The organism is Staphylococcus lugdunensis (assembly GCF_002901705.1).
GTDB classification, from domain to species: Bacteria; Bacillota; Bacilli; order Staphylococcales; family Staphylococcaceae; genus Staphylococcus; species Staphylococcus lugdunensis.
Genome location: NZ_PPPV01000016.1, coordinates 792,548 through 804,301, shown reverse-complemented (window position 1 = coordinate 804,301; position 11,754 = coordinate 792,548). Strand labels below are relative to the sequence as shown.

Genomic DNA, 11,754 nt, shown 5'->3' with positions numbered 1-11,754 from the left:
AAGGAGGCAAAATAAGCGTGAAAACAGTATTTAAAATAGTTAGTTTTATATTCTTATGTATTTTCTCATTTGGGATATTGTCATCAAGCAGCGCGTTCGCAGAGGGTCAGTCACTTAATTATGAGGTATTAAAATATAATACCAATGATACTTCGATTGCGAATGACTATTTTAATAAACCAGCAACCGTAGTTGAAAGAAATGGTAAGAAATATGTTCAAATAACAGTTAATCATAGTCACTGGATTACCGGAATGAGTATTGAAGGTAAAAATGAAAAAATCATCAATACCAATAAAGCAAAAGATGAACGTACGTCAGAATTTGAAGTAAGTAAAACATCAGGTAAAGTAGACGGTAAAATTTCAGTTTATATAAATGAAAAAGTAAATGGTAAACCTTTTAAATATGACCACCACTATAACATTACATATAAATTTAACGGCAAAGATAGTGGTAGTTCTAGTGCAGCAACACCGGGAATAAATAAATCGGAAAATGGCGGTACAGGCTCAGCAGCAAGTGATGCAGGAAATGGTACAAGCTCAGATAGTAACAGCGCATCTACTGATGGATCTTCAGTTGAAAATCCTCAAACGAGTGCTGGTACACCGGCATATGTTTATTTAATACCAGTTGTAGCCGTGGTATTCTTAATGCTATCTGTTGCAATTTTAAAACGTAACAGAAAAGGTAACCACTAATAATGTCTAAGCGTTTGAAATTATTATTGGCTACGTCATTAATTTTTTCATGGTCTGTTGTTACTGGCTCATATAGTAATGCGGCAATGCTTAATGTTAGAGCTGATGATTCGAGTTATTCATCAGCTCCTTCTCATATAGACACAAACCAATGGACTCATTCAAGCAACGCTCAATTAAGTATTTATTATGCAGATAGCAAGACACTTGCGCAATCATACAATAAGATGGTTGATCCAAGTGTTCAAATCATTAAAGATCATGGGCGACTTGTAGCAAAAATTAACATTGTTAAACATGGATTGTGGAAGCAACTTCAAGTTGAAGATCAAGGGCAAATGAGATTACTTAACATACATACCACACCATCACAGCCAACTAAAGATTATGTATTGTTACCTTTAAATAAGCAACAAACGCATTATAAAGTTAACGTTACAACTATAGAGAATGGGCAAGAAAAACAGCAACAACTGCTATTCAATATTACACCATCAACAGCGCAAGAAGACGGTCATCAGGTTAATAAGCGAGCAGTTAATTTTTATGTACGTAAAAAAGAAGAAAATAAGCTGTCACATATGGATGATTATGTGAAACACCCAGGACATTACGTCACGATTCAAGGGAAACGTTATTTTGAAATGACGTTAACGCATATAGACTGGTGGCAAACTTATCAATTTTATCATCAAAATACGAAATTACAACATGAGGTCATCTATGAAAATAGTGATACTCAAGAAGCCACTGTGCGCATACCTGTAGAAGAAGATACTAAAGAGATAGAAGCACGCATCCACATTGTCATTCCAGAATTAAACTATGATCATCACTACACAACGTATATTGTGCTAGGTGTAAAACATCCAAATGAAACAGACGATAGTCAATCAGATACATCAGCGGAAAAACGTAACAAAGATAAACATCAGCAAGACCCCGGAGATAAGTCAGTACCTCCAGCTTCAGAAAAACAACAAGCGCATGTTAAGCAGCAACAACAAACACAGCAAAATAATGATACACATGCATCCAACAATCAAGATACTTCAAGTAGAACAACAACGCCGTCTAATAATAGTGAAACGACAACGCAATCATCAAGTTCAACACCAACACCAACACCATCTTCACATAAATCGTCAGCACAACAAGGTGAAAAGAAACAAGTAACAACAGCTGCATCAAAAAATAAAGCGCACGCCACGCAGCAGCACAAAGATAAAAATAAACGAACACCAGCATTTGATAGAAATGCTGATAAATCTTATCACACAGATGGCAATAAACAACCTAACGTTAATTTGCCAAAACATACGAAAGACTATATTATATTCGGAATTTTAATTTTTATTTCAGTAGCAGGTTTAATTGCTACATATTTCATTAATAGAAAGCGGTGAGTAACAAAATGAACATCAGCAAAATAATGTCATCATTAGCTATATTGCTTGTGTTGCTTACTGGATGTAGTCAAAGTAGTAAACATACAAAAGGTGATAATGTAGATCAACAAGGTAACGCATATCGCATCGTACCAACCACGGTGGCTTTAACGATGACACTAGATAAACTGGACATTCCTATTGTCGGAAAGCCAACGACATATAAAACATTGCCTAAGCGTTATAAAGACGTGCCAGAAGTTGGACAACCGATGCAACCAAGTGTGGAAGCGGTGAAACAAGTCAATCCAACACATGTATTAAGTGTAAGTACGATTAAAGATGAAATGAAGCCGTTTTATAAACAATTGAATATGAAGGGATATTATTACGATTACGATAGTTTAGATGGCATGGAAAAATCCATCACGCAATTGGGACATCAATTTAATCGTGAAAGTAAGGCAAAAGCATTAAATCAACACATCAATTCAGTCAAAAAGGATATTCAAGACAAAGCTGCTAAACAAAAGAAACACCCTAAAGTGCTTATTTTAATGGGGGTTCCTGGAAGTTATTTAGTAGCTACAGATAAATCATATATTGGGGATTTAGTGAAAATTGCAGGTGGAGAAAATGTGATTAAAGATACATCAAAACAATATATATCTTCTAATACTGAAAATCTAGTGAATGTCGATTCAGACATCATTTTACGCTTGCCTCATGGTATGCCAGATGAAGTGAAAAAGATGTTCCAAAAAGAATTTAAGCAAAATGACATTTGGAAACATTTTAAAGCAGTTAAAGAAGACCGTGTGTATGATTTAGAAGAGATACCTTTTGGCATTACTGCAAATGTTGATGCTGATGATGCCATGAAGCAATTATATGACGTTTTTTATAATCAACATTAAGTTTTAAAAGAGGAAGAGGATATGAAAAAACATCCAGCATTTTTAATGGTTATCATGTTAGCATTGCTCATTGTGACAACATATGTTGCTGTGGTTGTTGGTAAAATACCAATTAGTTTTGATCAAGTAATGACTAAAGTAACTACTGGTAGCGAACAGCATGTTGATGCGGTTATCGATTTAAGGTTTCCAAGGATATTTATTGCATTATTTGTGGGGGCTATATTAGCAGTATCAGGCGCTTTATTACAGGCTGTTCTGCAAAATCCACTCGCAGAAGCAAATATTTTGGGTGTTTCATCAGGTGCGTTAGTGGTTCGCAGTCTTGTGCTTTTACTATTTCCAGGGTTATATTTTTACGCGCCATTTCTAAGTTTTATTGGTGGCGTTATACCATTTATGGTGTTGTTTGTGCTTATTGCGAAATATAAATTAGCGCCAGTGAGAATGATTCTTGTAGGTGTGGCATTATATGCAATGTTAAATGGCATACTAGAACTGTTAGCTCAAGATCCGTTTATGAAGATTCCACAAGGTCTTACTATGAAAACTTGGAATGATGTATACATTGTTGCAATTACTGCAATCATCGGTATTACTTTAGCTTTGATTTTGGCACAAAAAACAAACTTATTGGCTTTTGATGAGAAGCAGGCAAATAATATTGGTTTTAATATTACGAAGTATCGATTAATGATTGGATTAGTCGCTGTCTTTTTAGCAAGTGGTGCAACAGCAATAGTAGGACAAATGGCATTTGTAGGTTTGATTGTGCCACATATTGTACGTAGATGTATTGGCAGTAATTATAAAAAAGTATTGCCATACTCAGCTATGATGGGTGCGTGGTTGGTGTTGTTAGCCGATATCATTGGCCGTACTATTCATCCACCACTTGAAATACCAGCGAATGTGCTAACCATGATGCTAGGTGGTCCAATATTAATTTATATGATTTGTAAAGGAGCGGTAAGTCATGCGCATAGAACATCTTAACTTTTATTACGACTTACAGCGACCAATCTTTGAAGATATTTCACTCGAATTTAAGTCGAATGCGATAACTACCATTATTGGGCCAAATGGATCAGGAAAATCTACTTTGTTGCAACTTTTATCTCATAATCTCAAGCCAAAAAGTGGTCAGATTTTTCTTCAAGACAAATTATTAAATCAATATAGCCAGAAAGCGTTAGCTCAGCGATTAGCGACGGTACATCAAAAAAGTAAGGTACCTGAAGATTTTACTGTTAGACAAGTGATTGAAACAGGCCGTTATAGTTATCAACGTCTGTTTAAGAAAGATTTACGCAAAGATAGTGTCGTGAATACGGTGATTCAACAATTAGATTTGACACAATTTGAACATCAATCAGTGATGAACCTATCTGGTGGTGAATTACAGCGTGTATTTATTGGCATGGCTTTAGCACAAGAACCTCAATACTTATTGTTAGATGAGCCAACAACCTTTTTAGATATTCATTATCAGTATCAAGTTTTAGATATCATTAAATGGCTGCATGAGGAATATCAAATGACGATTATTATGGTGCTACATGATATTAATCAAGCGATTGAATATAGTGACGAACTGATTTGTCTAGGCAATAAAGGATTACTTGCGCAAGGGCGACCTAAAGATATTATTGACCACACATTAATTCAAGACATGTACCACATTGATGCAAAGATACTTCAAGATCCTGATTGCGGCACGGTCATTGTCAAAAAACGAGGCGGACACAACAAATGAAATTAGTGCTTCGATTATGTCAAATCATCCTAATAGCAGTTATCGTCATTTTAGTCTATCAAATTTATCATTTACATTTAGCAGATAAACAAGCTGAAGAAAGATATAAGAACTTACAACAAAACTATACTACGCAATCAGCAAATAATGAGGTCAGACCACAGTTTACACAATTAGAACAAGTGAACAAGGATATTGTTGGCTGGATTCACCTTAGTGATTCAACTTTAAATTATCCGGTATTGCAGGCTAAAGATAATAAGACTTATTTACAGCATGATTTTGAGCATGAAGCAAGTCGCAAAGGTAGTATTTTTATGGATTATCGTAATGCGATAGCACAGCCTGATTTAAACACTGTCATTTATGGACATCATGTTGGTGATAACACCATGTTTGATGTATTAGAAAAATATTTAAAACAATCATTTTATGATAAGCATAAAAGCATTCAATTCGATACAAAATATCATAAATATCGCTTAGAAGTTTTAAGTACTTATCAAACAACGACGAAAGATAATTATATTCAAACATATTTTAAAACGCAGCAAGCCTATGACAAATTTTTAAAAGAAACGATGCGCAAGTCGGTAATAAATACTACTACAGAAGTATCAGCTAAAGATAAGATTGTAACGTTATCGACATGTGAAGATGCGTATAGTCAAACATCTGGCCGTATTGTAGTGGTCACAAAATTAGTTGAATTAAAATAGAAAAGGAGCATGTAGCAATGAATTTTATGGCAGAAAACAAATTAAAGTTAGATAAAGGTACAGCAGAAGGGATTATCGATCGATTCTATACTAGACATGGGATAGAGACATTAGAAGGCTTTAAAGGCATGTTTGTTACGAAAACACATGAATTAGAAGATTATGATGAAGTGAAAATTTTAACATTATGGGACACTGAAGAAGATTTTAAAGATTGGTTACAATCAGATGTTTTTCGCAAAGCACACCAACATGTACGTCATCAATCACAAGATAGTTCAAGTCCAATCTTAGAAAATACTGTAATAAAATATGACATTGGTTATCAATATTTAAAGTAAAGTGAATCAGATTGCTTTGAAATTTATTCATGCAATCAGCACTGGGGAATAGAGAATTGATGGAGGTAAATAAGTGAGCAGAAATAAATTAATATTTTGTGTAATTACCGTCACTGCATTGTCGCAATTGATAAGTACGCCACTAAGTTCCTATGCGATGGATACGCAAGTGCATCAACATAAAAATAAAAAGGTACATAAGCAAGATGAGGATGCGTATCTTAGCCCAAAAGACAAGCACATTGAATCAACGGAAGTACCAATCAATGATATTGAAGAAGAAGTACCATTGCCTAAAGTGGTTGCCTCGCATCAACGCGTCAATCAGCATAAGCCACCTAAAGTAACTTTATTACCACCTAATGAGACGTCAACAGTTGCATCTCAGCATGATGATGAAACATTGATTCAACGTATGCAACATGATGAAGAATCGAACGATGTACAATCTAAGCAGTTAACGACGTCTAAGGCACAACATCAGCAAGTTAACAATCCTCAGACGAGTGAAAATGAGTCATCTCAAAGGAGAGCAGCGCAAGTTGTGACGAAGCAGGGAGATTCATCTACAAATGGTTATCGCGATACAGCGATATTGCAGCAAGCGCCAGATACTGATGATAAAGCTGAAACACAGTATGAAGTTGCTCAGAGTAGTGACACGCGTGAATTTATACAAAACATTGCTGAAGATGCACATCATGTTGCACAAAAGGAACATTTGTATGCTTCTGTAATGATTGCACAAGCCATATTAGAATCTGATTCTGGTAATAGTGCGCTTGCAAGTGCGCCACATAACAATTTATTTGGCGTGAAAGGTGCTTATCAAGGAGAAACTACAAACTTCAATACATTAGAAGCAGATTCTGAAGGTAAAATGTATCAAACAACTGCAGCATTTCGCAATTATCCTGATACTAAAGCAGCATTAGAAGACTATGCTAAGTTAATTCGTTATGGTATCAACGGGAATAACAATATTTATCAAGGTAGTTGGAAGACACCTGGCATGACATATGAAGATGCTACAAAAAGTTTAGTAGGTACGTATTCAACGGATCCTGATTACGATAAAAAGTTAAATAGTATTATTAAACAATATCGTCTAACGGAACTGGATGGAGAAGAAATGCCTATTTTAGATGAAGCATTTTTCAATAAGTCTTACGATGATAATCAAGGTGACTATAAGCCGTTTAAAGAAATGGACAGTCAGTCTAAAAACTTTTACCCACAAGGGCAGTGTACCTGGTATGTCTATAATCGTTTGCAACAATTTAATCTTTATGTAGATGGATCAATGGGTAATGGCGGAGACTGGGCTGTGCGTGCTCGTGATAAAGGCTATCAAGTGTCAAATCATCCATCAGAACATACAGCGGTATCGTTTAAACCAGGGCAGCTTAATGCGGATCGCTATTATGGACATGTTGCGTTTGTCGAAAAAGTAAACAGCGATGGTTCAATTATTATCTCAGAAAGCAATGTCAAAGGCTTAGGTGTGATTTCATATCGTAAAATCAATGCTAATCAAGCTGAGACATTACAATATATTCAACCTTAAGAAGCATTGTGAATGCAAGTGTTGTGCTATAAAGTATCATCTTGGGACACGAGTCATTGAAAAAGAACAGGCTGGGACATACATCTCAGAAAAATAACACTCAGATGAATTAAATTCAACTCATCTGAGTGCTTCTTTTTTATTCAATGTGATGTGCACCCCAAAAGTTGGATTAAAAATTGTACTGAACCCCAAAAGTTGTACTTTGGTTTAGTACAATGCTTCGTATTGTTGGCTCGCTTTCTTAGAGGACAGTTTCAGCCTGTCTTGTTTCTTCATAAGTCTTGCCAAAATACTTTGCAGTTATAGATAAGTTACACACCTATGCATGGCGATGCATTTAGTTATAATTTAGCGTGCGGTATGTCTGAAGGTTGACTACTTTTTTATAATTTTTTAACAGTTAGTAATAAATATATAAAGAATGGCGCACCAAAAGCGGCTATAAATATATCGGCTGGAACTTCTTTTGGAAGGAATAAGGTACGTCCAATTAAATCGGCAATGACTATTGAGATGGCACCTAACATTCCTGACATCAACAATTTGCTAGCGTAACTGCCTTTAACGATTGTCTTAGCAATGTGTGGGGCAATTAATCCAACGAAGCTAATATTTCCCACTAGACTAATGGCTATGGATACTAATATCGTAGCTATTAGTATTTGCATTAGTTTCATGCGCTGTACATGTAAACCTAAACCAATAGCTAAAGGGTCAGTTAATGCGGATATTTTCATTTTAGGAATGATTACCAGAAGCAGTGGAACAATCGCAATAAGGACACTACCTAGAACAATACTATCTTTAAATGTTGCGCCATAGAGACTTCCCACTAACCATGTGTAAGCTTTAGCAGCTGATAGTTGCTTGGTCGTTATAAGCAAGCCTTGTACTAATGCTATGCAGAGCGTTTGCATAGAAATGCCAATAATAATTAATGTTGTTGGCTTAATTTGGCCGTGCTTTTGAAAGATGAGTAGAACCAGCATTGCAATCATCCCTCCAGTCACTGCGAATAGTGGGAGCACCTGTATACTTATTTGATTAAAAAAGTTAATAAATATGACTGCTCCTAAGCTCGCACCTCCTGTAATGCCGATAATATCGGGTGAGGCAATAGGATTCTTTAGCACATTTTGCAGTATTAAACCACTTATACCGAGAGCCATACCAGCTAAAATGGCTAATATGATTCGCGGCAAGCGCAATACCTCTATCGTAAACTGATCAATACTATCAGCTGGATTGAAAAAATACATGACAATGCGTTGCAAAGAAATATAACTGGAACCAGCCATCATGCTAATAACTGAAATTACTATTAAGAAAATAAGCGCAATGATAAGGTAATAAAAGTCTTTCTTTTTAATCCTTTCTGTCATAAGCGATGTGGTCCTTTCTGCATAAGATAAATTAATACACTTGCACCCATTATAGCGGTTACAACACCGATGGGTAGTTCAAGCGGTTGGATAATTACTCGTGCAATCATATCCGATAAGAGCATTAAATTCGCGCCAGCAAGTGCATTAAATGGTATGAGGTATTTATAATTTGGTGGCAATAGTCTTTTACTTATGTTGGGGACGATTAAGCCAATAAATGCAATTGAACCAGCCACAGCAACGGAAATACTTGCTAACATACTAATCAGTAGTATAATGAGCCATTTTACTACTCTAATATTTTGTCCTAAACCAGTAGCGATATCGTCACTTGTCATCAAGATATTAATATGCGCACCCATACTGAATGCGATAAGTATAAGTATTAAAATGAGTGGAATAATCCATGTCATATCCCAAATATTACGTAATGATACAGAACCACTTAACCAAAATAATAGGCCTTGTAAATCTGTTTCATTCATGATTAAAATGCCTTGTGTGAACGCTGTAAATAACATAGATATTGCAGCACCGGCTAGAATTACACGTTGTGGTGAGAATTGAGTCTGTCTAAACATTCCTAATGTGACAACTAATATGGTTACAATAATGGCACCTAGAAATGCAATAACGATAATTACTTTAAATGATTGAATCTGGAAAAAAGTAATGCTCAAGATAACAAAAAATACTGCACCCGCATTTACACCAAATAATCCTGGAGAGGCAATAGGGTTACGTGTGAGTGCTTGCATCAACAAACCTGCTATGGCTAGTGCAGCACCAGTAAGCAATGCAATGATTGTTCTAGAGGTTCGTGTTCCAGTAACAATGTGGTGTAGCTCATTCGCGCTATCAAAGTTGAATAACGCTTGTATCAACGTCATAGGTGATACAAGCGTGTTTCCAATCATCAAACTAGAGATAGCTACAATAACAAGGCAGAAACCAGCAAGTGCGATTTGATATTTTGGTTTAAGTAGCATTGAATAACTCCTTAGTTACTTTGATTGTTTATCAATATTGAGTTTGTCATATAAATCATCGATGAGTTTTAACGAAGATTGATAACCACCAGCTAAATTCCAAGTGATTTCGTCTAAGTCGGTTGATACTTGGTTATTTTTAACTGCAGTTAAATGTTTCCATTCTTTACTTGACGTCCATTCATCTTCTGTTTTCTTAACTAACCCTGCATCTTTTGCGGTAGGATCAGACTGAACCACAAAGATATGGTCCGCTTTCATTAATGGAATACTTTCTTTTGATGTTAGCTGAATAATGTCTTTTCCTTTATCTACTTCTTTTTGTAAAGCTTTATTTCGTTTAAATCCTAAATCACTTAATATTTCACCAGCGTAACCACCAGCATATATTCTAGCATGATCTGCACGGAAGTTGACTACTGAAGCAGACAATGGCCAAGCGTCTTTATATTTTGCCTCAGCATCCTTTTTAAATGCTGCGACTTTATCATCATATTTTTTAAGTAATTTATCTGCTTTACGTTCTTTTCCTAAAGCCTTACCCATTAACTTTGTAGTATCTTTAAACTTAAAGACATTATCAGTCGAAATGGTTGGCGCAATTTTAGATAATTGATCATAAACCTTTTCATTTCGAACTTTGGAAGCGACAATCAAATCTGGTTTTAGTTTAGAAATTTCTTCTAAATTAGGCGTAGGTTCTTGTCCAACAATCGTTGTGTCTTTTAACGCCTTTTTTAAATAATTGTATTTTGGTTTTTGTGTCCATGATTCAACAGCTCCTACAGGCTTAACACCTAAAGAGACAGCGACATCAGTGGCACCTTGATATAATGTAACCACACGTTTAGGTTGACCTTTAATTTCTGTGGTTCCCATCGCATGTTTAATTTTCATTGTGTCCTTGTCTGACTGATCTGATGTTGATTTATTAGAATTCCCACTACATCCTGCTAAAATGACAATACAAGCAAGTGCAGTAACTATAATGTTAACAACTTTATTCATTGACTAAATGAGCCTCCTTCATGATGTATGACAATGACAATCATTATCAAGATTAGTATCTATGATTAGGTTTTCTAAGTCAACAAAAATTTTATAATTTATATGTAATTTAAACTTAGTATATAGATATAAAAAAATATAAATGTTAAAGTTTTATGTAGTAAAAATTATTGTTGATTAATATTATAGTATACGGGGATTTTGGAGCAGTATTTATGATTGTCTAAAGTCAAATATGTCAAATAAGCAAATGCTTATGTGCTATTAGATATAAAATGTCCCCTTCAAAATGGAGCTATGAATGCTGATTTTGAAGGGGTAACGAATATATGTTAAATGTTTAAATTATTATAGAATGTCTTCTATTTATAGTTTTCAATTTCATCGGCTAAGTTAATTTGTACATTGTCATTACTTTGCTTAAGTTTAGAAATAATATTTTCTTTTTCCTTTTCACTTCGAGTTTGGCTTAATTTATATGCTGCTTCCAATCGGTTTACTTTGATTTTAAATCCTATGACACCTTTAATTTGTTTTAAAGTTTGATTAGACAGTTTATCCCAAGTAGCACCATTTTCGCGATGCGCTTCATATTTATTAAGCATACTTTTTAATGCATATGTTAATTCAGCTTCGTTTAATAGCGCACCAGTGCCATAAGCATGCACACTTTGATAATCCCATGTTGGTACATCTTCTTCTTCGTACCAACTTGAAGAAATATAACTATGAGGACCTGAAAAGATCACTAGTATATTTGAATTATCTTGTATCGTCTTCCATTGCGGGTTGCCTTTTGCAAAATGTCCGGATAAATATATCGTGTCTTCGTTGTATTCAATCATTACGGGTACATGTGTAGCAATAGGAATATGATCATCAACGGTAACTATTGTGACAAAGTTATGTTCTTCCATAAATTTTTTAATATTGTTATCATTTTTCATTTGGTAGTGCTTTGGAATATACATGATACT

The 11,754-nt window shown here is 35.0% G+C and carries 12 protein-coding genes; 8 read left to right on the top strand and 4 right to left on the bottom strand.

Going from position 1 to position 11,754, the window contains the following annotated elements; translation table 11 throughout:
- Positions 1-17 precede the first annotated feature (17 nt).
- The 8 genes from isdC to CD041_RS10520 all read left to right on the top strand — a co-directional run bounded on the left by isdC (position 18) and on the right by CD041_RS10520 (position 7,392).
- Positions 18-704 (top strand): heme uptake protein IsdC, encoded by a 687-nt coding sequence (gene isdC / locus CD041_RS10555; RefSeq protein ID WP_002460922.1) that lies wholly within the window; start codon positions 18-20, stop codon positions 702-704.
- 2 nt (positions 705-706) lie between these two features.
- Positions 707-2,110: an NEAT domain-containing protein gene (locus CD041_RS10550; protein WP_070648066.1), complete on the top strand. Its 1,404-nt coding sequence runs from the start codon at positions 707-709 to the stop codon at positions 2,108-2,110.
- Between the two features lie 8 nt (positions 2,111-2,118).
- Complete coding sequence (gene isdE / locus CD041_RS10545; protein WP_080606654.1) at positions 2,119-3,009, top strand: heme ABC transporter substrate-binding protein IsdE; 891 nt, start codon at positions 2,119-2,121, stop codon at positions 3,007-3,009.
- Between the two features lie 21 nt (positions 3,010-3,030).
- The gene (locus CD041_RS10540; RefSeq protein ID WP_002460918.1) at positions 3,031-4,005 is read left to right on the top strand and encodes a FecCD family ABC transporter permease; all 975 of its coding nucleotides are present in this window, start codon (positions 3,031-3,033) and stop codon (positions 4,003-4,005) included.
- Complete coding sequence (locus CD041_RS10535; RefSeq protein WP_002460916.1) at positions 3,986-4,765, top strand: ABC transporter ATP-binding protein; 780 nt, start codon at positions 3,986-3,988, stop codon at positions 4,763-4,765. Before CD041_RS10540 ends, CD041_RS10535 begins: the two co-directional genes overlap by 20 nt.
- Complete coding sequence (gene srtB, locus CD041_RS10530) at positions 4,762-5,484, top strand: class B sortase (protein WP_080606655.1); 723 nt, start codon at positions 4,762-4,764, stop codon at positions 5,482-5,484. The genes CD041_RS10535 and srtB overlap by 4 nt, the downstream gene beginning before the upstream one ends.
- A 17-nt stretch (positions 5,485-5,501) precedes the next feature.
- Positions 5,502-5,825, top strand: a complete 324-nt coding sequence (gene isdG, locus CD041_RS10525; protein WP_002460913.1) for a staphylobilin-forming heme oxygenase IsdG — start codon at positions 5,502-5,504, stop codon at positions 5,823-5,825.
- Positions 5,826-5,898: 73 nt separating this feature from the next.
- Positions 5,899-7,392, top strand: a complete 1,494-nt coding sequence (locus tag CD041_RS10520; protein WP_070648068.1) for a glucosaminidase domain-containing protein — start codon at positions 5,899-5,901, stop codon at positions 7,390-7,392.
- Between the two features lie 386 nt (positions 7,393-7,778).
- Here the strand turns inward: CD041_RS10520 and CD041_RS10515 are convergent, their stop codons facing one another.
- The 4 genes from CD041_RS10515 to CD041_RS10500 form a co-directional block, all read right to left on the bottom strand.
- Positions 7,779-8,777: a FecCD family ABC transporter permease gene (locus CD041_RS10515; protein ID WP_103284521.1), complete on the bottom strand. Its 999-nt coding sequence runs from the start codon at positions 8,775-8,777 to the stop codon at positions 7,779-7,781.
- Positions 8,774-9,769: a FecCD family ABC transporter permease gene (locus tag CD041_RS10510; RefSeq protein WP_002460907.1), complete on the bottom strand. Its 996-nt coding sequence runs from the start codon at positions 9,767-9,769 to the stop codon at positions 8,774-8,776. The genes CD041_RS10515 and CD041_RS10510 overlap by 4 nt, the downstream gene beginning before the upstream one ends.
- Before the next feature lie 15 nt (positions 9,770-9,784).
- Positions 9,785-10,777, bottom strand: a complete 993-nt coding sequence (locus CD041_RS10505; protein WP_070648069.1) for an ABC transporter substrate-binding protein — start codon at positions 10,775-10,777, stop codon at positions 9,785-9,787.
- A 362-nt stretch (positions 10,778-11,139) separates the two neighbouring features.
- Entirely contained in the window at positions 11,140-11,748 is a 609-nt protein-coding gene (locus CD041_RS10500) for an FMN-binding negative transcriptional regulator (protein ID WP_070648070.1), read from the bottom strand.
- Between the last annotated feature and the right edge of the window lie 6 nt (positions 11,749-11,754).

What these genes read in the sequence shown, in the direction of transcription:
- CD041_RS10550 (WP_070648066.1), top strand. Translation starts at nt 707, where the DNA reads ATGTCTAAGCGTTTGAAATTATTATTGGCTACGTCATTAATTTTTTCA.
- isdE (WP_080606654.1), top strand. Translation starts at nt 2,119, where the DNA reads ATGAACATCAGCAAAATAATGTCATCATTAGCTATATTGCTTGTGTTG.
- CD041_RS10540 (WP_002460918.1), top strand. Translation starts at nt 3,031, where the DNA reads ATGAAAAAACATCCAGCATTTTTAATGGTTATCATGTTAGCATTGCTC.
- CD041_RS10535 (WP_002460916.1), top strand. Translation starts at nt 3,986, where the DNA reads ATGCGCATAGAACATCTTAACTTTTATTACGACTTACAGCGACCAATC.
- srtB (WP_080606655.1), top strand. Translation starts at nt 4,762, where the DNA reads ATGAAATTAGTGCTTCGATTATGTCAAATCATCCTAATAGCAGTTATC.
- isdG (WP_002460913.1), top strand. Translation starts at nt 5,502, where the DNA reads ATGAATTTTATGGCAGAAAACAAATTAAAGTTAGATAAAGGTACAGCA.
- CD041_RS10515 (WP_103284521.1), bottom strand. Translation starts at nt 8,777, where the DNA reads ATGACAGAAAGGATTAAAAAGAAAGACTTTTATTACCTTATCATTGCG.
- CD041_RS10510 (WP_002460907.1), bottom strand. Translation starts at nt 9,769, where the DNA reads ATGCTACTTAAACCAAAATATCAAATCGCACTTGCTGGTTTCTGCCTT.
- CD041_RS10505 (WP_070648069.1), bottom strand. Translation starts at nt 10,777, where the DNA reads ATGAATAAAGTTGTTAACATTATAGTTACTGCACTTGCTTGTATTGTC.
- CD041_RS10500 (WP_070648070.1), bottom strand. Translation starts at nt 11,748, where the DNA reads ATGTATATTCCAAAGCACTACCAAATGAAAAATGATAACAATATTAAA.